This is a genomic window from Nonomuraea sp. LP-02 (genome assembly GCF_036289125.1).
Taxonomy (GTDB): Bacteria; Actinomycetota; Actinomycetes; order Streptosporangiales; family Streptosporangiaceae; genus Nonomuraea; species Nonomuraea bangladeshensis.
The window spans coordinates 4,299,497-4,320,187 of sequence record NZ_JAXCLK010000001.1 but is presented as its reverse complement, the minus strand read 5'-3'; the positions used below and the strand labels follow the sequence as shown (position 1 = coordinate 4,320,187).

Annotated in this window: 17 protein-coding genes; 5 read left to right on the top strand and 12 right to left on the bottom strand. The window is 68.7% G+C overall.

From position 1 onward, the window contains the following. From SMD20_RS19985 to SMD20_RS19950, 8 genes are all read right to left on the bottom strand, one after another. Entirely contained in the window at positions 1–1,245 is a 1,245-nt protein-coding gene (locus SMD20_RS19985; protein WP_329583230.1) for an HEXXH motif domain-containing protein, read from the bottom strand. After that, a complete protein-coding gene (locus tag SMD20_RS19980; protein WP_329583228.1) occupies positions 1,242–2,474 on the bottom strand; it encodes an FxsB family cyclophane-forming radical SAM/SPASM peptide maturase in 1,233 nt (410 codons plus the stop codon). Before SMD20_RS19980 ends, SMD20_RS19985 begins: the two co-directional genes overlap by 4 nt. Positions 2,475–2,630: 156 nt before the next feature. Next, positions 2,631–3,326, bottom strand: coding sequence for a GAF and ANTAR domain-containing protein (locus tag SMD20_RS19975; RefSeq protein ID WP_329583225.1), 696 nt, complete (start codon positions 3,324–3,326; stop codon positions 2,631–2,633). Positions 3,327–3,425: 99 nt separating this feature from the next. Then, the gene (locus SMD20_RS19970) at positions 3,426–4,436 is read right to left on the bottom strand and encodes an adenosine deaminase (protein WP_329583222.1); all 1,011 of its coding nucleotides are present in this window, start codon (positions 4,434–4,436) and stop codon (positions 3,426–3,428) included. Between the two features lie 23 nt (positions 4,437–4,459). Continuing rightward, positions 4,460–5,335: a 1,4-dihydroxy-2-naphthoate polyprenyltransferase gene (locus tag SMD20_RS19965; RefSeq protein WP_329583220.1), complete on the bottom strand. Its 876-nt coding sequence runs from the start codon at positions 5,333–5,335 to the stop codon at positions 4,460–4,462. 21 nt (positions 5,336–5,356) lie between these two features. Next, the gene (locus tag SMD20_RS19960) at positions 5,357–5,845 is read right to left on the bottom strand and encodes a GNAT family N-acetyltransferase (RefSeq protein ID WP_084774786.1); all 489 of its coding nucleotides are present in this window, start codon (positions 5,843–5,845) and stop codon (positions 5,357–5,359) included. Between the two features lie 164 nt (positions 5,846–6,009). Continuing rightward, positions 6,010–6,525, bottom strand: coding sequence for a CGNR zinc finger domain-containing protein (locus SMD20_RS19955; RefSeq protein WP_329583216.1), 516 nt, complete (start codon positions 6,523–6,525; stop codon positions 6,010–6,012). 118 nt (positions 6,526–6,643) lie between these two features. Next, positions 6,644–8,062 (bottom strand): aminotransferase-like domain-containing protein, encoded by a 1,419-nt coding sequence (locus tag SMD20_RS19950; RefSeq protein ID WP_329583213.1) that lies wholly within the window; start codon positions 8,060–8,062, stop codon positions 6,644–6,646. Positions 8,063–8,321: 259 nt separating this feature from the next. Between SMD20_RS19950 and SMD20_RS19945 the strand changes: the two genes are divergently transcribed. Genes SMD20_RS19945 through SMD20_RS19935 form a run of 3 tightly spaced genes read left to right on the top strand, consistent with a single transcriptional unit; the run spans position 8,322 to position 10,706 of the window. Continuing rightward, entirely contained in the window at positions 8,322–9,206 is an 885-nt protein-coding gene (locus SMD20_RS19945; RefSeq protein ID WP_329583210.1) for a DMT family transporter, read from the top strand. Positions 9,207–9,254: 48 nt separating this feature from the next. After that, positions 9,255–10,277, top strand: coding sequence for a hypothetical protein (locus SMD20_RS19940; RefSeq protein WP_329583207.1), 1,023 nt, complete (start codon positions 9,255–9,257; stop codon positions 10,275–10,277). A 27-nt stretch (positions 10,278–10,304) separates the two neighbouring features. Then, a complete protein-coding gene (locus tag SMD20_RS19935) occupies positions 10,305–10,706 on the top strand; it encodes an ASCH domain-containing protein (RefSeq protein WP_329583205.1) in 402 nt (133 codons plus the stop codon). A gap of 650 nt (positions 10,707–11,356) precedes the next feature. Here SMD20_RS19935 and SMD20_RS19930 read toward each other — a convergent pair. The 4 genes from SMD20_RS19930 to SMD20_RS19915 form a co-directional block, all read right to left on the bottom strand. Beyond that, positions 11,357–11,836, bottom strand: a complete 480-nt coding sequence (locus SMD20_RS19930) for a winged helix-turn-helix domain-containing protein (RefSeq protein ID WP_329583203.1) — start codon at positions 11,834–11,836, stop codon at positions 11,357–11,359. Positions 11,837–11,877: 41 nt separating this feature from the next. Then, on the bottom strand, positions 11,878–12,354 hold the full coding sequence (locus SMD20_RS19925) for a GntR family transcriptional regulator (protein ID WP_329583200.1): 477 nt from the start codon (positions 12,352–12,354) through the stop codon (positions 11,878–11,880). Between the two features lie 1,578 nt (positions 12,355–13,932). After that, complete coding sequence (gene radC / locus SMD20_RS19920; protein ID WP_329583197.1) at positions 13,933–14,589, bottom strand: RadC family protein; 657 nt, start codon at positions 14,587–14,589, stop codon at positions 13,933–13,935. Between the two features lie 1,001 nt (positions 14,590–15,590). Beyond that, the gene (locus tag SMD20_RS19915) at positions 15,591–16,379 is read right to left on the bottom strand and encodes a GntR family transcriptional regulator (protein ID WP_329583195.1); all 789 of its coding nucleotides are present in this window, start codon (positions 16,377–16,379) and stop codon (positions 15,591–15,593) included. 1,218 nt (positions 16,380–17,597) lie between these two features. Here SMD20_RS19915 and dapA point away from each other — a divergent pair. Both dapA and SMD20_RS19905 read left to right on the top strand, forming a co-directional pair. Beyond that, positions 17,598–18,515 (top strand): 4-hydroxy-tetrahydrodipicolinate synthase, encoded by a 918-nt coding sequence (dapA, locus tag SMD20_RS19910; protein WP_329583192.1) that lies wholly within the window; start codon positions 17,598–17,600, stop codon positions 18,513–18,515. A 54-nt stretch (positions 18,516–18,569) separates the two neighbouring features. Then, positions 18,570–20,255 carry a ribonuclease J gene (locus SMD20_RS19905; RefSeq protein ID WP_329583190.1) on the top strand — a complete coding sequence of 562 codons (1,686 nt, stop codon included), beginning with the start codon at positions 18,570–18,572 and terminating at the stop codon, positions 20,253–20,255. Positions 20,256–20,691: the final 436 nt, after the last annotated feature.

Below are 20,691 nucleotides of genomic sequence, written 5' to 3'. Positions count from 1 at the left end.
TCACCCGGGGCCGTGGGACCGCCGGTGCGCCTCGGCCATCGCGCGGGCCCGCTCCGCCGCGCCCGCGCTCACCGGCTCGCCGTCCAGGCCGGCGAGCGTGTCGCGCAGCGTGCCGACGAAACGCGTCCCTTCCTCGGTCAGGCCGCCGCTGTCCAGCAGCGTCGCCGTGACCTGGGTGGAAGCCTCGCGCCAGCGGGCGAACTCCACCTCGGCCCTCGCCCCGTGCTCAGGGTCGGCGAGGTGCCGCCGCCAGAAGGCCGCGACGGCGGTGTGCGCGTACGCGCCGTGCAGCAGTCCGTGCAGCGGGCGCGGATCGGGCCGCCAGGGGGCGTAGAAGCGGCGCCCGTCGTCCGGCAGGGTGAGCGTGACGAGGTCGGTCAGCGCGTACAGCTTGATGTGCTGGAGCTCGTGCGCCAGGGTGAGCGCCATGCCGATCCCGTCCACGGGGTCGGACAGGGCGATCGCGCCGAAGAGGTCGCGCGCGGAGGCACTGCGCTGCTCCACGGCGGTGCCGAGGATCGGCGTGAGCACCGAGACGGCCGCGCCGACCTCCTCGGCCACCGTCGCGTGGCGCGCCCGCAGGATCTCCCACGCCTGGCCGAGGCAGGTGCTCCAGCGCCGCCGCCGCGCCGGGGGCAGGCGACCGGCCACGTCGTCGCCCCGCCACCGATGGGGGTCGAGGTCGTCCACGGTCATGGTGGTGTCCGGGCCGAACGACATCCGGTGCAGGGCCTGCCAGCCCCGCCCGTCGTGGCCGGGACTCACCAGGAAGGCGCGCCCTCCGGCGTGGATGCGCGCGCCGCCGTCCGCCGGCTCGACGGCCGCCACGACCCGTTCTGGGCTGCCGGGCGGCAGGGTCAGCAGGCCGAGGGAGGGCAGCACGAGCCGGCCGCCGGGCGCCGGGACCTCCAGCCGGCACGCCGCGCCTGCCCGCACGGCCGCGGCCAGCGCGACCGCCGCCAGCCGGCCGGGGTCGGCCTGGCCACGGCAGGCCCGCAGCGCCCACGCGCCCACCGCGGGATGGCGCAGGCAGCCGCTCACCTCGCCGGGCGCGCCCGCCTCCAGCTCGGCCAGCGCCTCGTAGGCGCGGGCGGCGGTGCCGGACTCCTCGGCGGCCAGGCGTACGAGGAGACGGTGCTTGCTCGTCTGGGCGGCGCGCAGCTCGGCCAGGGCGGCCGCGCCGCCGCCGCCCGTGGCCAGCTCGGCGAACGCGGCGGCGGACAACCGGTGCCTGACGGGCCTCATCGCCCTGCTCTCAGCCGGGCCACGTCGCGTCCGCAGCGCGCCCCGATGTGGCTGATCAGCCGGTAGAGGTCGGGGCAGTAGACCGACGGCTCGGCGAAGCCGGTGCGCGGGCTGTAGCGGTGGGCGTACTGGCCGCCGCCGCAGACCGAGACGAGGTCGCAGCGGCGGCAGGTGGACGACAGCGCCAGCTCGCCGATCTGGCGGGCGGCGATGGCGGGCTGCAGCAGGGCGTGGTCCAGGGGATCGCGCAGCACGTGCAGCGGGGTTCTGGCGGCGCCGTGGAAGGCGCTCTTGAGGCTGTCGGACTGCTCGATGCCGCCGTCGGTCTCGATGACGACCATGCGTACGGGGGACAGGCCCACGTTCTCCGCGCGCGAGTGGCCGCCCATCAGCAGCCGCATGATCTCCCTGAACAGGCGGACGTCGGTCTGCAGCACCGGGCTGTCGTACCAACGGTCGAAGATCTGGATCAGCCAGTCGGCGTAGGGGGTGGCGGGGGAGCCCGGCTCGCGGAACGGCGGCGGCTCCGCCCAGTTGCCGTGCGGCAGCAGGAAGTCGACCGCCGGCGGGTCGAACTCCAGCAGCGCCTCGTAGGTGCGGATCGGGTCGTTGCGCACGTCCACGGTGCAGAGGAGGCCGCTGAACAGATGGTGGTAAGGCCCCTCGCTCAGCCGCCGCAGCGACTCGCTGACCAGGGCGTGGCTGCCGCGCCCGTCGGCGAAACGGCGGTGGCGGTCCTGGCCATCCGCGTCGCCGTCCAGGCTGACCCCGATCCGGATCTCCAGCGACTCGAACAGGCGCAGGTAGTCGTCGTGCAACCGTACGCCGTTCGTCTGGATGTGGGCGTTGACCCGGGTGCCCGTGGGCACCGCGCCGCGCACCCCTCGTACGATCCGGGCGATGAGCTCGGGGCCGGCCAGCAGCGGCTCGCCGCCGTGCAGGATGACGTCGATCTCGCCGAGGTCGTGCGCGGCGGCGTGCTCGGCGATGCGCTCGATCGCGCGGTCGGCGATCGCGTCGGACATCCTGCGCGGCTGCTCGCGCCAGCTCTGGTCGGCCATCTCGTACACGTAGCAGTGGCGGCAGGCCAGGTCGCAGCGGCTGTGGACCTTCAGGATGAACTGCTGGAAGGCGAGCGGGCGCCAGCCTCCGGCCAATAACGCGTCGACGTCGAGGAGGTCCGGGAACCCTGTGGCGTGCGAGAGTTCCGGCTCAGGGCTGAGTGACAACGGCTACCTCTTAGCGTCGTGATGCACCCCGCTCTATCTTTACCCACTTTGCGGCTTAGTCAAGATTCACGACGTCAAGAGAAGAATGTGTTCCGGGTTATGGCGCAATTTCCGGAAAAGTCGATAAATATCGTGGATTTCTGGGGCGAAAGGTGTTCACCGCGTCCGGGGACGCACCCGCGGCGGCGGATCCTCGAAACGCGGGCGTTGCGGCGCCTCCCCGGTCACCTTCCGTACGATGCCCGCCGCCACCTGGTAGACCTTGACGTTGCGGTCCTGGGAGACGTGCCGCAGCACCTCGAACGCCTGCTGCGAGGTGCAGCGGCGCTGCGCCATCACGATGCCGAGCGCCTGGTCGATCACCGCCCGCGTGTTGAGCGCCTCCTTGAGCTGCGCGGCCACCTCCTTCAGCCGGGCCGCGCCGAGAGCGGTACGGAACAGCACGCCGATGTGCCCGGCCGTCACCCGCGCCGTCACCCGCGTCGCCTCCGCGAAGCCGCCACGCTCGCCCGAGTAGAGCGTCAGGACGCCCAGCAGCAGACCCTCGGACTTCAGCGGCTCGGCGTGCAGGCTCCGCAGCCCGGCCTCGGCGGTGAACCGCGACCATCGGGGGTCGGCCGCCAGGTCGGCCGAGGTGACGGGCTCGCCCGTGTCGAGCGCGTCCACGCAGGGCCCCTGACCGGTGACCGACTGCAGCTCGTCGAGCAGCTCGGCGCGCGCGTCGGTGCAGGCGACCGTACGCAGCCCGCCCTCGGCACGCAGCGCGATGCTCATCATGGGGGAATCGGGCATGGCGCGGGTGGCGATGGAGAGGCAGTCGCCGAGCGCCCGTTCGAACTCCTCGATGTCCATGGGGACACTAGGCCGGTTCAACGAAGATCCCTCGCCCTCGGTTGTCCGGACCGTCCGCAACGATAAGACTGCCCTGCGGTACGGGCCTTACGCCACCCCTCAGCGGGCCCGGGAGGCGAGATAGGCGTCCACTTCCGCGAGGTAGGCGTCCTTGACCGGACGGGGGAGCCAGGTCACCTCGAACGCGTTGCGCTCCAGCCCCGCCAGCTCCTCCTCGCTGAGCTGCAGCGCCTCCTGCAGCGCGATCAGGTTCTCCTGTACGTAGCCGTCGAAGTACGCCGGGTCGTCGGAGTTGACCGTCACCCGCACGCCCAGGTCCATCAGTTTGCGGATGCCCTCGGCCTTCATCGAGTCGGTGACGAAGCCGTTGGAGATCGGGCAGCAGGTGAGCCCCATGCCCCGCGCCAGCACCAGCTCCACCAGCCGCTGGTCCTCCAGGATGTTGACGCCGTGGTCGATCCGGTCGACGCCGATGTCCTCGATCGCCTGGCGGATGTGCTCGACCGCGTCGTCCTGGTCGACGTCGCAGTGCATGGTCAGCAGGTAGCCCTCCGCGCGGGCGCGGGCGTAGACCTCGGCGAACTTCGCCGGCGGGTTGCCCTTCTCGTCGGAGTCCAGGCCGATGCCGGCGATCCACTCCTTGTACGGCAGCGACTCCAGCAGCGTCGCCATCGCGTACTCGGCCTGGAAGTCGCGCAGGAAGCACATGATGAGCTGCGCCCGCACCCCGAGCTGCGCCTCGGCGTCCATCAGCGCCCGCCGCAGCCCCCGGATCACCACGTCGAACGGCACCCCGCGCCCGGTGTGCGCCTGCGGATCGAAGAAGATCTCCGCGTAGCGGACGTTCTGCGCGGCGGCCTTGCGGAGGTAGGCCATGGCCAGGTCGTAGAAGTCGGGCTCGGTGCGCAGCACCCGCATGCCCTCGTAGTAGACGGTGAGGAAGGACGGCAGGCTGTCGAAGGAGTAGGCCCCGCGCATCTCCTCGGCCGACGCGTACGGCAGTGCGAGCCCGTTGCGGGCGGCCAGCTCGAACTTGAGCTCCGGCTCCAGAGTTCCTTCGATGTGCAGATGGAGCTCGCACTTGGGCAGCCCGGCGATGAAGTCCTTCATCTGCCCAGCCTAGAACGCCGGCCTCAGAAGACCAGGGCGAGACCCACCGCGAACAGCAACCCGTACGCCATCTGCAGCTTGCCCGTCTGCTGCAGCACCGCGATCAGCGCGGGCCCGACGGCCCTGCCCAGCACGGTCCGGATCGGCGTCACCGCCAGCGGGGCCGCCAGCAGCGCCAGCGCCGCCCACGGCGTGACCGCCACCATCGCCAGCGCCACCACGAACGGCAGCACCTGGCAGGCCACGTACAGGGCCCGCGTGCGCTGCGCGCCCAGCACGACCGCCAGCGTACGCTTGCCCGACTGCCCGTCGGTGCCCACGTCGCGCAGGTTGTTGACGACGAGCATCGAGCACGACAGCAGGCCCACCGGGATCGACGCGAGCAGCGCCGCCCAGCTCAGCGACTCGGTCTGCACGTACGTCGTGCCCACCACCGGCACCACGCCGAAGAACACGAACACGGCCAGCTCGCCCAGCCCGCGATAGCCGTACGGGCGTTTGCCGCCGGTGTAGAACCAGGCGGCGGCGATGCAGGCCGCGCCCACCAGCAGGATCCACCAGGCCCGCGTGACCACGACCAGCGCCAGCCCCAGCACCGCGGCGACGGCGAAGCAGCTCAGCGCGGCCGTCAGCACCTGGCGCGGGGTGGCCGCGCGCGAGCCCACGAGCCGCATCGGGCCGACCCGCTGGTCGTCGGTGCCGCGGATGCCGTCGCTGTAGTCGTTGGCGTAGTTGACGCCGATCTGCAAAGCGAGCGCCACCAGCAGCGCCAGCACGGCTCGCCACCACACGAAGCCGCCCTCACCGATCGCCACGCCGGTGCCCACCATGACGGGGACGACGGCGTTGGGGAGCGTGCGGGGGCGGGCGCCGGCGATCCATTGGCCGGGTGTTGCCATGTCCTCTGCCTCGTCCTCTGCCTAACTGATGTCCGTGGTGAGCCTCACCATGCGGATGGGACGGCCCATGTCGAGCACGCGCTCCGCCATGTCCTCGCCCCAGCCGGCCGACTCCAGGAAGCCGAGCACCGCGTAGTTGTCGGCGAACACCCAGGTGACGATCTGCCGGAAGCCGTCCTCGCGCAGGTAGTCGACGGTGGCGTTGAGCAGCCGGCTGCCGTGCCCGCGACGGACGAAGTCGGGGTCGACCAGCAGCGTCAGCATCTCGGCCACGACGCTGGGATCGAGGTCGGGGTCCTCGGCGGGGGCGTGCGAGGCCAGGCCGACCACGCGCTCGCCGCCGCGCGGCGTGACGAGCGCGGCACTGCCGCCCGCGCCCAGGGCGGGGAAGCCCTCGGTGTCGAGGATGGTCTCCACCGCGACCAGCACCCGGTGCATGGGGCTGGGCGGGGCGACGATCGCCTCGTCCCACTGGCGCAGCCACATCTTCTCGGCCGCGGGGCCCGTCATCTGCTCAAGCGGCCCTTCCGGGAGGAAGTCCCGGTAGCCGTAGCGCCAGGCACGAATCTGACAATTCGCAACCTGAAGCACATCCTCGCGCCGGGCCGCCCGGACGCCTACGTCTGCCATCTCGGCCCGCTCCTTCGCCTGCCGTTCATGCCACAAGGCACGAGTTACACCGTATCGGTGTTTGAGGCTTGGAGACGACGCGAACCCCGCTTCCTCGCCCGGTAAGCCCGTGTCTTGGTGCGGTTGCCGCATACACGCATAGAACACCACGAGCGGGAACGGTTTCTGGACGAGTCGATGAACGCCCTCTGACACGTTCCCTCCGCGCACACCTTCAGCCGGTCCCACGCGGCGCCGAGCGTCGCGGCCGCGATCGCGGCCAGCCCGCCTGCGACGCCCGCCCCGGCCGGCGCCAGCTCCGGCTCACCACTCGCCCCCACCCTGACCCGCAGCGGAAGGCCGGGCAGGGTGGCCGGCTCGCGCCGCAGCGCCGCCCGCATGCCCTCGCGGAGGGCGTGCGCGGTGTGCAGGTCGTCGTCGGTGGCGCGCTCGCGCGGGCCGGTCAGGCCGCGCTCGCGCAGCCAGACGGCCAGCTCGGCGGGGGAGGACAGCTCGTCGGTGTCGGTTGCGACGTCGTAGGTGTTCACGAAGTCTCGGACGAGCTCCGCGGGGGACGACATGACCCCACTCTAGCGGCCGATCATGAACCTCATGATCGCGCCTCCGCCCCGTACGAGGTCCTGGGGTCATACGTCCGGGCGTGGTCCTGGGGTCATGCGTCCGGGCTTGGTCTCGGGGTCATGCGTCCGGGCGGGCGAGGTCGTGGAACGCGCGGGCCAGGCGGCGTACCCCCTCGTCCAGCTCCGCCAGGTGGGCGGCGGCGGCATGCGTCACCCTGAGCCGCGGCCCCGGCGGCTCGGACGGGTAGTACATCCGCCCCGGGCTCACCAGCACACCATGCCGCCGCGCGGCCTCCACCAGGGCGTCCTCGTCCAGACCGGCGGGCAGGCGCAGCCACAGATGCATGCCGCCCGCGGGCAGCAGGTGCAGCTCGGCCTCCTCCGGCAGGCGGGCGGCGAGCGCGGCGGCGAGAGCGTCCCTGCGTACGCGCAGCTCGGCGTGGACGGCCGCCAGATGGCGCCGCCAGACCGGCGAGCCCACCAGCTCCAGCGCCGTCTCCTGCAGCGGCCGGGCCACGAAGAACGACTCCACGAGCTGCCCGGCCCGCAGCCGATGCGCGGCCGGGCCCCGGGCGATCACCGCGGCCACCCGCATGCTGGGGGAGAGGATCTTCGTCAGGGACCGGACATGGACCACCGTGCCGTGCTCGTCCATCGCGGCCAGTGTCGGCGGGGGCTGCTCGGTGAGGTAATGGGCGTAATCGTCCTCGATCACGAACGCGCCCGCCGCCCGCGCCACCTCCAGCACCTGCCGGCGGCGTTCGGGAGGGAGGATGGCGCCGGTCGGGTTGTGCAGCGTGGGCTGGCAGAAGAAGACGCGGGCTCCGGTCACCGCGAACGCCTCCGCCAGCAGCTCCGGACGGACGCCGGACGCGTCCACGGGCACGGCCGTCGCCCGCAGCCCCGCCGCCTTCGCCGCGGCCAGCGCCCCTGGGTACGTCGGCGTCTCCACCAGCACCGGCGTCCCCGGCGCCGCCAGCGCGCGGAAGGCGTGCGTGAGCGCGGCCTGGCCACCGCTGACGACCAGCGCGTCCGCCGCGGTCACATCGCCCCCCGTCTGGTCGGCGAACCAGCGCCGCAGCTCGGCGAGACCGGCGAGCGGCGGCTTGGCCCACGCGTCCGGACGGCGTACGGCGCGCGCGGCGGCCGCCGCGAGCTGCCGGTCGGGGCGCAGACCGGGCGGCAGGTAGCCGCCGGTCAGCGGGACCACGCCGTCGGGGGCCTCGGCCAGCAGCGCGGCGACGGGACCCTCGTCCACGACGCGGTCGCCGAGCGCGACCGTCTGCCAGGAGAGATCCGCCGACTCCCGGCCGCCGGCCGGCTTCTGGGGGTGGGTGACGAAGGCCCCGCTCCCCGGTTTGGTGACCACCCGGCCCTCGGCGGCCAGCTGGCCGATCGCGCGGGAGACGGTGACGGGGGAGACGTTGTGGGTGCGCATGATCTCCCGGCTGGAGGGGAGGCGGGCACCGGGGCCGAGGCGGGCGGCCTCTTCGCGCAGTATCGCGGCGATATGGGCGATACTGCTATCGTTGGTCATGAAAGACGATGATAGCGCTACTGTTGAGGATGGAGTAGCGGTCTCCTCCGATGCGCCCGTTCTGCGGGGTGCGTCGGCCGCGTCGGTGGTCGCTGGTTCAGGCGGCTCCCGCGTCGCTGCCGAGGCCTCCGGAAGGCCCGGCGTTCGGAGATCCGACGCTCAGGGCCTGGACGCTCAGGGCCTGGACGCTCAGGGCCCGGACCCTCAGAGCCTGGACACTCAAGACCCGGACCCTCATCAGGACCTCGGCACTCGGGCCTTGGACGCTCGTCGGGCCCGCACCGGAGGTACCCTTCTCGCCTTTCTCGGCGTGCTGGCCTTCTCCGGCTCCTTCCCCGGCACCGTCTACGCCATGGAGGGCTTCAACCCGTGGCTGGTGGCGATCGGCCGGGCCGCCGTAGCCGGCCTGCTCGCCGTCGTCTGCCTGCGAGCCGCCCGCCGCCCCCTTCTCCCGCCGCGCCGCCTCTGGGGCCCGTACGCGCTGATCTCCCTCGGCGTCGTCTTCGGCTTCCCCGTCTTCAGCGGTCTGGCTCTGGCCCTGGGCTCCAGCACGTCCCATGCCGCCGTGATCACCGCGCTGCTCCCGGCCACCACCGCCGCCTGCGCCGTACTGCGCGCCGGTGAACGCCCGCGTCCGCTGTTCTGGGCGGCCTGCCTGTCGGGCGCGGCCGCCGTGACCGCCTTCACCCTCCTCCAGCAGGAAGGTACGGCAGCCGCGGCCTGGCCCGACCTGCTCCTCCTGGCCGCGCTGGGCTCCGCCGCGATCGGCTACACCGAGGGCGGCCGGCTGGCCCGCGACACACCCGGCTGGCAGGTGATCTCCCACGCCCTCGTTCTGTCCCTGCCCGTCACCGCCCCCGTCACGGCCGCGCTGACCGTGCTCACGCCGGTCACCGTCACCCCCGGGGCGCTCGCCGGTTTCGCCTACGTCGCGGTCATCTCCATGTTCCTCGGTTTCTTCCCCTGGTACGCGGGCCTCGCCAAGGGCGGCATCGCCCGCGCCGGCCAGACCCAGCTCACGCAGCCGCTCCTCACCCTGATCTGGGCGTGGTTCCTCATGGGCGAACGGTTCGGCCCGGTGACGGTGGCCGCCGCGCTCGCCGTACTCGTCTGTGTCGCCATCACTCAGCGCGCCCGTACTTGAAAGCCGTGACGCCTCCGCGCAGGATTGGAGGAGGAGGTGTCACAAATTATGGCGGACCTCACGATCCCGGAGGGCGGCTTCTGGCCCGCGCCGGAAATCCCGCAGCCCAACATCTATCCCATGGAGTGGCGCGTCGAGACGGAGAAACTCGCCGCGATCTACGAGAAGTCCAAGCGCGTGGTCTGGAACCCCGCCGACCTGCCCTGGGACCAGCTCAAGCCCGAGGACTTCACCCGTGAGCAACGCCTCGGGATCATGTACTGGTTCGCCGTCCTGGCCAACTTCGACGCCTCGGGGCCCGCCGTCTTCGCCCGCGCCACCATCAGCGCCTTCGAGAAGCACGAGGAAGATCCCGTCAGGAAGTGCTTCTTCTCGATCACCCGCGACGAGATGAACCACGAGGAGTGCTGCCAGCGCACCATCGCCAAGCTCTGGCCCGGCGGTCCCCTCGACTGGACCCCGTCCGACGACCTGGAACACGCTGCCCACAACAACATCGGCTGGCTCTACCACAACGGCGGCCGCTACTGGAACGGCTACAACTCGGCCGTCGGCAAGTACTCGCTGCCGGTCCTGTTCACCAGCTTCATGATGGGCGAGATGGCCGCCTCGACCCTGTTCAGAGGCATGTCGTCGGGCACGCAGCACCCGGTCTTCAGCGAGATGTTCCAGCGCATCGGACGCGACGAGTCCCGCCATCTCCAGATCTGCATGACGATCCTGGAGAACGAATGGCCCGGCCTCACCGACGACACGCGCAGCCTCATCACGCGCCAGCTCCGGGCGGGCTTCGTCTTCCTCAGCATGATCCTCTGGGAGCCGCCCGGGGGCTTCTGGGAGCTGCCGCCGTACTTCCTGCACAACCACCGCGTCCTCATGGACTACGCGAGGGAGGCGGGGCTGGGGGTGCTGTCGTACGAGGAGCAAGCGGACAACTGGCGCGTCGCCATGGCCCACGTCCGCGCCATCGTCGAGCGGTGGGGCATCGCCTTTCCCGCCATTCCCGAACTTGACCTGGAAGGGGTCGAGGTCGACTTCCTCGACCCGGAGGACATCATCCCGGTCTTCTGACCGGTACGGTCCCGTACGGTGTTACCCATGTGGCCTCGATTCGACGGGCTCCGGACGCTCGAACTCGGCACTCCGGGCGAACTGCGTACCCGGCTCACCAACCTGGCTCTGATCGGCCGCAAGACCGCGACGGCCGGCCTCCTCGCCCTGGACTACGAGGCCGAGGGCGAGGAGGTCGAGCACGTCGGCGAACGCCTGATCCTGCTGACCGACGCCGGGGAGCGGGCGGCCGAACTGGAGGTCACCCGGGTCAACCTTGTTCCGTTCGCGGAGGTCCCCTGGGACTTCGCCCATGCGGAAGGCGAGGGCTTCACCTCGATCGAGAACTGGCGCGAGGTTCACCGCGACTACTGGGCGTCGCAGGGCTTCGAAGTCGATGACACCACGATCGTCGTCTGCGTACGCTTCCACCTCGTCGACACCCCATAGACGAGCACCCCGCCGCAGCAGGCGCTCCGCCGGAACCGAGTACGGGTGGGGGTCAGCGCATACGGGGTGTCAGCGGAGCGCATCACCGAAGCGACCGCGCTGTCGAAGCGAACGCCGCCCCATACACCGTCACCGTCACCGCCACCGGCGCTGGCACTGGCGACTGCCCTATACCTCGGCCTGAACGAACCCCCGCCCCTCCTTGCGTCCCCCGCTGTCTCTGAGCCCCGCTGTCTCTGCGTCCCCGACCCGCTCTGCGTCTACCGCCCCTCCCTGCGCCCCTCGAACCTCAACTCGCCCCACAACCTCCTAGGCCAGCCCGCACTCTCCCCTGAGAAGCGCACTCTCCCTGAGAAGCGCACTGCCCCGCAGAAGTGCAGCCGATCCTCGACAAGCGAAATCCGGTCGAGAAGAGCCGAGCGCCCGACTGCGGCCCTACCCAACCCGCCGCATGATGCCTTCCCGCGCCGACGAACTGGCCGTTGAACAGAGCTGACAGCCAGGCACTCCCGCAGTCCGCGCTCGACGACGTCCGCCGAGCGAGCCCCAGCCCTGATGAGCGAGCCTCAGCCCTGATGAACGGTCGTCAAGCCGGCCGCCCCTGCGGCGCCATCGAACAGGACCGACGAACCAGCGGTAGACGATCAGCACTATTCGACCGGCCACTCTTCCCGAGCCGAAACGTAGGTCCCGTGCTGCGGCACCGTGAACACCCAGCCACACTCCCTCAAACGCGCCACAGCCTTACGCGCGGTGACCTTGGCAACCCCATGCCGTCGCATCAACGACTCCTCGCTCGGAATGGCCCGATGGGGCCGCAGCTCACCCCGTCGAATCCGAAGCGCGATCTCGTCCGCGATCCGTACGTAGATGGCCCTCGAACGCTTCCGCAACGGCACCCCGGGCGGCCCCACGAACGTGCCCTCCCCTGGAACGGTGTGGACCAGCCGGCGCCTGCGAAGTTCCCGCGCCACGTTGCGTGCCGTGGTGCGCGCGATCTCGAACTCCTCCTCCATGGCAGCCTCACTCGGCACGGCGTCGCCGTACGTCAACTCACCGCTGGCGATCTGTTCCTCGATGATCTCGGCGACCTGGATGTAGAGCGGGACAGGCCCGTCACGGTCGAGCACGTTCCCAGCGTAGACGTCTCGATACAAGCAGTTGAGTGAGATCAAGCCTGGGGCCACGACTCTTTCGGTGAGACATAACTGCCACGCTGCGCAACGGTGTAAATCCAGCCCTGCTCTCGCAGGAGCCCCATGGCCCGTCGCACCGTCTCACGCGCGACACCGTACTGGCCGACCAAGGCGGCCTCGCCCGGGATGGGACGCCGTGGGCGGAACTCACCCGCCTTGATCTGTTCCGCGATGTCCGAGGCGATCTGCTGATACAGCGGCACTTTTCGCTTCTTGCGAGGAGCTTCGTCGGGTGTGCCGACGAATGCCCCTTCGCCCTGAACGGTATAGACAAGCCCCTCTTCGCGCAGAACGTGAATCGCCCGCCTGGCCGTGGTCCTCGCCACGCCGAACTCCTGCTGGATGTCGGCCTCGCTGGGCACCGGATGTCCGGACGAGAGCCCGGCAACACGCCGTCGGATGATGTCGGCGATCTGAAGGTAGATGTGGGTGTCGCCGTCGTAGTCGAGCACACAGGAAACATAGGCGAAGAGGTACAAGACCTGGCATACCGTGCTGTCTGTTTAGACAGAAGCTTCTTACCGTATCCATGAGCAGATACAACTAGACGTAGCATTAGCTCATGACCGAGCTCGCCCTCGCACCGCGGGTCACTTGTCTCGCCGCTCATGTCCCGCGCCCTCACCCCGGCCACGGCTCTCTGCAGTGGGTGCCCCTTCGTCCCCCCATGGAACGTGTGCGCGTGCGCGACTACACATGTACCTGTCAGCTCGTCTCCTACGAGCTCTGCCAAGCCGGCGGCCTCTTCTTCATCCGCAGGACGCGCAGAGGCAACGGAAGTGCCCTGATCGATGAGTGCCCTCGATTCAGACCTGCCGCCGCAACGACGATCTGGATAAGACTCCTGCAGGGCAGAATCACCTAGTTTTCCCCGCACCAAAGTTCATTGCCCCGGCCCCGACACCAGATCATTGTGTATCGACTGACGCCTTGTGCACCGAAAGCCTTTTGTCCCGAGAACCTCTGTACCGAAATCTATGCGTCGACCTTTGCCTCGACCTCTTGCGCCGCCTCGGCATCTTGCGCCGGCACTATCTACGCCCGAACCGAAATGACCCCCGCCGTTCGGGACGCCCATGTGCGCACCCTGTACCCTGTGAACCACTATGCCCGTGAAGAACCCGGGCTTCCCGAACGACCCACGTTCCTGCCTGATTGAACTTCTGGGTCGTCTTGAACGAAATCCCCGCTTCCCGGCTCCCCTGCCGCCGCCGAGCCGGGTCTGACACGACATCCGTATTCAGGGATATCAAGGTGCTCACGATGTCGTGTTCCACGGCCGCGGGTACAACCGCGCCCGTTGAGCGGACAGGTGAACTGCGCTCACCTGTCCCGTACACGGCAGGTGTTCCCTCTGCACCGCACCTGCCGTCGGCCGTGCCCATGACCGCGAGGCTCGGCTCAGCCGCAGTGCTGGGGACCGCCTGGAAACATACCTGGCCCACCCCAATGCTCGGCGGAGCTTCGTCGACGCTACTCACGATCACGTCTTCCCCTCACGGAACGTCATCGAAGAGCAAGCCGCCACGAGACTCCACCCAGTGCCGGTCCGACGGTATCGGGCCGTCCTGACTGTGAGGATCGACGTAGCCGAGATGGATTTCGCCCTCTCGGAGGCCGGGGTCGTACTGTTTTCTTTGTTGCCGGCATTGACCGATAGGTGTTGGCAGAGGGCCCGTATTCCAAGCCGAAGCCGCGGACCCGGAATACGGGCACCTCTGCCGGGCGCACGTGAAGTCGACCATCCTTCACGCGCTGCGCGCCTTCGCACCGCAACCCCAGGCGGAACGCCCCGGTCAGAAAACCATCGACGCGACCGAGAACGCTTCGCCTGGGATCGGCGCGGAAGCATGGATACGACCCTCGCCCCAGGAGGCGGAGGACCACACCCACGACGAGCACTGGCCGGCTGACGTCCATAACGGCCTACCCGCGGCATTAGATTCTCATGGGCCGAGCTTGGACAACGGCTGTTCGACGCTATACACAAGATGATTCCCTTTGGCGTTCCGTGGGCGAGTGGACGGCATTTACGTGGGGATTCGCCGCCAAGCGGTGTCCGTGATGATCAGGTGGTCGAGCAGCCGCAATCCGACTGTTTCGGCAGCCTCGACGAGGCGGGCGGTCGCCTCCAGATCGGCGCTGCTCGGGTCCAGGGAACCGCTTGGATGGTTATGTGCGAGGCCGAACATCGCGCCGCCGGTGGTGAGCACCTCGGTGATCACCTCGCGAACCGGCATCGCCGTGTGATCGGCGCCGCCTTCGGTGACGACTGACCGTTTCAGCACCCGTCCGCCCGTGTCACACACGACCATGACCAGGCGTTCCTGTGTGTGTCCGCGGAGGAGAGGGGCACAATGGCCGGCCAGCTCGGTGGTGCTGGTGATGCGTTCGCGCTCGGGCTCGGCCTCGGCCCGCCGGGCGAGGTGGAAGGCGGCCGCGACTCTCGCCGCCTTGGCGGGGCCGATGCCCGGTACGGTGAGGAGCCGATGCGGGTCGGAACGACCCAGCCTGTCCAGGTCTCCACAGTGATCGATGACTTGTGTGGCCAGATCCAGGGCGCTGGAGCCACGGAAGCCGGAGCCGAGGAGCACGGCGAGCAGCTCCCGGTCTGCCAGGGCGTTCGCACCTCTGGACATAAGGCGTTCGCGGGGCCGGTCTTGCTTGGACAAGTCTTTGAGACGCATCGGCAACCTCCGCGACTGTTCTATCAACGACGGCCGACAATTCCCGGCCCGCTTCTGCTGCTACGAGTTCGGATGATTTCTCCGTCTGGTGCAATTTGTGCCCCATCAATAGGAGTACCAGCATGTGTCGGATACGACAGATCGCCTACCAGGAGAGATGTCGGCCCGCTGGGTCGTAAGCGGCCAAAGATCAGCCAGCTTCGCAAAGAGTACGCACTGCTTGTTCCGGTGTAATCACCTTAGAATGGTGCATGCTCTCAAGATATGGCTGATCGCTGCCACTGCGCCTTTTGGGAAGGAAGCATTTATCGCCATATCCTGCGAGGCGCCCAACTGTCCATGGTTAAGGGCGATCTCGTCTACGGCGAGGAGCTCGAAGTCGTGTGCTCGGATCAGAGCGACCAGAGCGTTGTGTAGCAGCAAGCTCTCTCATCCCAAACGGCGCTGGTCACGATGGACGGGCGCAGGACGGTCGCGCATGGGTGAGGGCTCGCGACGAGACGGCAGTCGACCAAGAGCCGATGCCTCAACCGGAAGCCTAGCTGCTGTCTCAACGCCTGCCTGGGTTTCTCGCGATCAGGCGCTTGCCGTCCGACCGTCCGCCTCGATCAGGTCATGCAACTCGAAGCGGCCGGACAAGACAGACCTCTTCCCGTTCTGGATGCGGGCGGAGGGTGTGACCGCAGCCAGCTTCAATCCCGTGGCTTGCCGCTCTCCCGGAGGCATGATCACCCGGCCTCCGCGCATCCCGCCAGCGTGTTGTTCAAGCGTCTGCAGCGGAAAGATGAGACGTTCAGGTGTGCCACGCCGCCGACACTCGCCGGCGAAGAGGGTCCCTCGACACTGCGGCATCACAGGCGATGAATGGGCGCGGTGGGGGTGATGTCTGTCTTGCTCGCCTTGGGCTTCACCGTACTGATGCGGAGTATGGATGGTGGGAGGCTCCGGGCGAGGAAATGGTGGGGCTCGCCCGGAGCCTTTCCGGGTCGGCTGAGCAGCTCCTAAGCGGGCATGCTGTACGTCACCCGGAACCGGTCACCGGGAATGACGATGTCGCTCGTCTCAACGGGACGATCGCCCGCCCAATGCGTACGCTCCACATGCAGCACGTGCACCCCCGCCGACAGGTCGAGTGCGTCGCTTTCGGCTGGGCGGGGAACGCGGGTGCTGACGCTCTCGACGACCTCGGTGACCTTGATGCCGTGTGCGTACAGCCTCGCGAACAGGCTGCGCCGCTCCTCCTCGGTATGCGGTGCGAAGTCCATCGGTTCGTACGAGGTGGCGATCTGGAGCGGTCTTCCATCGCCGCGGAAGACATAGTGCGTCTTGGTCAGCGTCGTGGTCTCCCTGATGCGGAGGCGGCGGGCGATCTCGGGCCCTGCCTCGGCCGGTTCGCTGTGCCAGTCCCAGGTCACGCGTCTGCCCTGAGACTGCAGATCGGCCGCTATCGGGGCCGGATGATCGAGGTAACGCCAACGGTGGAGAGGGGTCAGAACGGGGCGTTCCCTGACGTAATGGCCAGAGCCGACGCGGCCGATGATGAGACCCTCGCTCGCGAGCACACGCAGCGCATGGCGAGCGGCAGTCTCGCCCACCCCGTATTTGCGGGTCAGCTGCGCCCGTGACGGAATGGGCGCACCGGGGGGAAGGGTGCCGTCGGTGATCTGTCGCCGAATGTCTTCGACGACACGCAGGTAGACCGGATCTGAGGTGGCCACTAGTCCATCCCTGGGGGGTTCGTGTGAGGCGATGCCCCATGTTGCCGTATTCGGCAGGTAACCGACCGTCATCGAAGGCTGCTGGAGCCCCAACTTTGCGATGGCGGAAAATTATCGGAGAAACTCTGTAACGCAGTCGTAAGGGCCCCCGATTCTCCGGTAGAGGTCGTCGATGTGTGTACCCCCGAGCACATATCGGCGGCCTCTTCCATTGCCCCCTGTTGGGCTGACCAGCGTGGCCTGCTGTGACCTCGTGGGATGCGGCGATGACTTGCTCAACGACCGGCTTGGCGGCCGTGCGTGCCGAATAGTTCGCGGTAATGATCTGGTCGGGCATGTCCTCCCTCTCCGTATGCAGGAGGCAAGCGCTGGACTCGACTCGTGGCCGAGAGGAACCTTGCCCAAGGCGACCGATTTGTCACCATTTGCTCCAACTGCACCCATATGACTCTCCGTGAAGCCAGGGACAGTGACGGTCGGCCCGGGTAACGCCTTCTTGGTGACTCTGATGCCGAGGAGAGACTGTCCGGGTCGGACGCCCATCTGTATGGGCGGTGCAAGCCGGACGAGGGGCAAGCCGGGATCGGGGACACCATCCAAGGCAGCCTTCGGGATCTTCGGGGCAGGCCGGAAGGTGGAGCTGAGCCGATCGCCGAGGAGTCTCGCGAGGCTGGTCCATTTCCTCCCCCATCGGGCGAACTGGCGACTGATGCCGACGGCTGCCTGCAGGACCCATTCACAGGTCGGAGATGCCCGGGCCGTGAGACAGGCTCTCTTGCCGGGGATGATCGAAGGGGTACGGGAACGGGCCTGCACTGGAACGCACACGAAACCAAAACCAACGTCACCGCCCGGCCCGGCCAGCGCGGCCCAGCCCTGCCCAACCGCGGCGCAGCGCAGCGCGGCCCCGCCCAGTCCCGGCGCGGTGCAGCCCCACCTGGCCCCGCCCAGCTGGACCCGGCCCAGTCCAGCCCAGCCCGGCCGCGGCGCAGCGGGGCCCGGCGCGGCTCGCGCGGTGCAGCCCGCCCAGATAGGCGCGCCGCGCCGGCGGCGCGCCTCCATGGCAAGGCGGCCGACGACCGGCGCTTCGGGGATCTCTGGACCGACCCGTTGGTATAACCCGGTTGGTACGTTGTCATGAGCGGATTGCCTGATCCAGGTGGTTTGTGAGCCGAGCCTCGGGGGAGGGCCCGCTGAAATGCCCGCGAAAGTGGGCAAAAAGCGGTTCCAGGCAGGCAAAGCGGGGTGGCGGCGTCCAATGGATTTCCGAATCCAGGTAGCGTTCGCACTATGGCATCGCCAACTGGAACCACCGATGCGCCCTTCGGCCGCATGCTGACCGCCATGGTCACGCCGTTCACCGCGGACGGCGAAGTCGATTACGGTGCTGTGCGTCGGCTTGCCACCTACCTGGTGGACGAGCAGCGCAACGACGGTTTGATCGTCAACGGGACGACCGGGGAATCCCCCACCACCTCGGACGAGGAGAAGCAGCGCATCGTCAGCGCCGTCCTCGACGCGGTCGGCGACCGCGCGGCCGTGGTGGCGGGAGCGGGCACGAACGACACCCGCCACAGCGTCGAGCTTGCCAAACAGGCAGCCCGCGCCGGTGCGCACGGGCTGCTCGTGGTGACGCCGTACTACAGCAAGCCTCCGCAGGAAGGGCTCTACCGGCACTTCACCGCCGTCGCCGACGCGACCGACCTTCCCGTGATGCTCTATGACATCCCGGGCCGCAGTGGTGTGCCGATCAAGACAGAAACACTCATCCGGCTCGCGCAACACGAGCGCATCGTGGCCGTGAAGGACGCCAAGGGCGACCTGTTCGCGGCCAGCCAGGTGATGACGGCGACCGATCTCGCCTTCTACTCCGGCGACGACCTGCTCAATCTCGCCTGGCTCTCGCTCGGCGCGGCCGGGTTCGTCAGCGTGGTGGGACACGTGGTGGGTGCCGAGCTGGCACGAATGATCCACCTGCACAAGAGCGGTGACATCACCGGCGCGCTGGCCGTTCACACCCAGGTCGCGCCCGTGGTGGACGGCATCATGCTGCGCGCGGGTGGCGCGATCATGGCAAAGGCGGCACTGAGCATGGTCGGCGTGCCGGTGGGCCCGGTGCGGCTGCCGCTCGTGGACGCCACAGAACAGCAAATCGCCGAGCTGCGTGCTTGCCTGGTGGCCGGCGGGGTGAAGTTGACAGACGTATAGGAACGGGGAGGAACTGGCAGTTTTGTACAGACCATTTGATAGTGGGGGCCATGCATGAGCCATCCGCATCCTGAGCTTGGCCCCCCGCCGACGCTGCCTGAAGGCGGCCTGCGCATCGTCGCGCTCGGCGGGCTGGGAGAGATCGGCAGAAACATGGCCGTATTCGAATACGACCGCCGCCTGCTGATCGTCGACTGCGGGGTCTTGTTCCCCGAACCCGACCAGCCGGGTGTCGACCTCATCCTGCCCGACTTCGAGTACATCAGGGACCGCCTCGACGACATCGAGGCCATGGTGCTGACACACGCCCACGAGGACCACATCGGGGCGGTGCCGTACCTGTTGCGTGAACGACGCAACATCCCTCTGATCGGTTCCAAGCTCACTTTGGCCCTGATCGAGGCCAAACTCAGCGAGCACCGGATCCAGCCGAACAAACTGGAGGTCGTCGAAGGCGAACGGCACGTCTTCGGGCCTTTCGACTGCGAGTTCCTCGCGGTCAACCATTCGATCCCGGACGCACTGGCGGTGGCGATCAGGACGCCGGCCGGCATCGTCCTGCACACCGGTGACTTCCGTATGGACCAGTTGCCGAGCGACGGCCGGCTCACCGACCTCGGTGGCTTCGCCAGGCTCGGCAGCGAGGGCGTCGACCTGCTGATGTCCGACTCCACCAATGCCGAGGTGCCCGGATTCGTCACGAGTGAGCGAGAGATCGCTCCGGTCATCGACGAGGTGATCCGCACCTCCGAGCAACGGGTCATCGTCGCCAGCTTCGCTTCCCACGTGCACCGCATCCAGCAGGTCATGGACGCCGCCGCCAAGCACGGCCGCAAGGTCGCCCTGGTCGGCCGGTCGATGGTGCGCAACATGGGCGTGGCCCGCGACCTCGGCTACCTCAAGGTGCCACCGGAGCTGATCGTCGACTCCCGGGACATCGAGGAGTGGCCGCCGGAGGACGTGGTGCTCATCTGCACCGGTTCGCAGGGCGAGCCCATGGCGGCTTTGTCGCGGATGGCCAATCGCGATCACCCGATCCGTATCGCCCAAGGTGACACCGTGCTGCTGGCCTCGTCGCTGGTGCCCGGGAACGAGACGGCGGTCAACAAGGTGATCAACGGGCTGACCAGGTGGGGCGCCCGGGTCATCCATAAGGGCAACGCGAAGGTGCACGTCTCCGGCCATGCGGCCGCCGGCGAGCTCCTGTACGTGCTGAACCTGACCCGCCCCTCGAACTTCATGCCCGTGCACGGGGAGTGGCGCCACCTGCGCGCTCACGCCAAGCTGGCCGCCCTCACCGGCGTCCCCGACGACCACATCGTGATCGCCGAGGACGGGGTCGTGGTCGACCTGGTCGACGGCAGGGCGAGGATCACCGGCGCGGTGCATGCCGGCTACGTGTACGTGGACGGCACCTCCGTGGGAGAGATCACCGACACCTCGCTCAAGGACCGCAGGATTCTCGGCGACGAGGGATTCATCTCCGTGGTCGTGGTCGTGGACTCGGCCACCGGCAAACTCACCGCCGGCCCCGAGATCCACGCTCGCGGCTCGGGTATCGATCCTGCGCAGTTCGACGAGTTCATCCCGCAGATCGAGCGGGCACTCGAGGACAAGGCCGCCGACGGCGTGGTGGACATGCAGGAGATCCGCCGCGTGGTCCGGCGTACGGTGGGACGCTGGGTGAGCGACACCTACCGGCGCCGACCGATGATCATTCCTGTGGTGGTCGAAGTCTGACCATCCTGGCGGTACGGCAGACGTCACTCTCGTCTGCCGTACCGACGCCTCTCGCCTTCGCCACACTGACGTCACTCTCGTCCGCTGCACTGAGGCCACTTGCATCTGTCGCACTGACGACATTCGCCTCTGTCGTACTGACGTCGCTCGCTCTTGCCGTATCGAGGAGAGGTCCTCGCCGCCGTCCAGTCGCGGTGGAGGTGTGTCGTCGAGGCCGGCGGACGACACAGTGGCTCTGCCGCAGCTGGTCACGCCTGTGCAGGCGCCGCAGGCGACCGTACCTGAGGCTCCATCACCTGCGGTGGGCAGCGCAGTTCTGCTGCCTGGGGCCGACGGCGCGGTACTGCTTTCAACGGGCAATGCCATCGCGCTGCTGTTCGTGACCAGTGATGAGTTTTCATCCCGGTACGAGAGCGTCGGCAGAACCTCAGCGTCA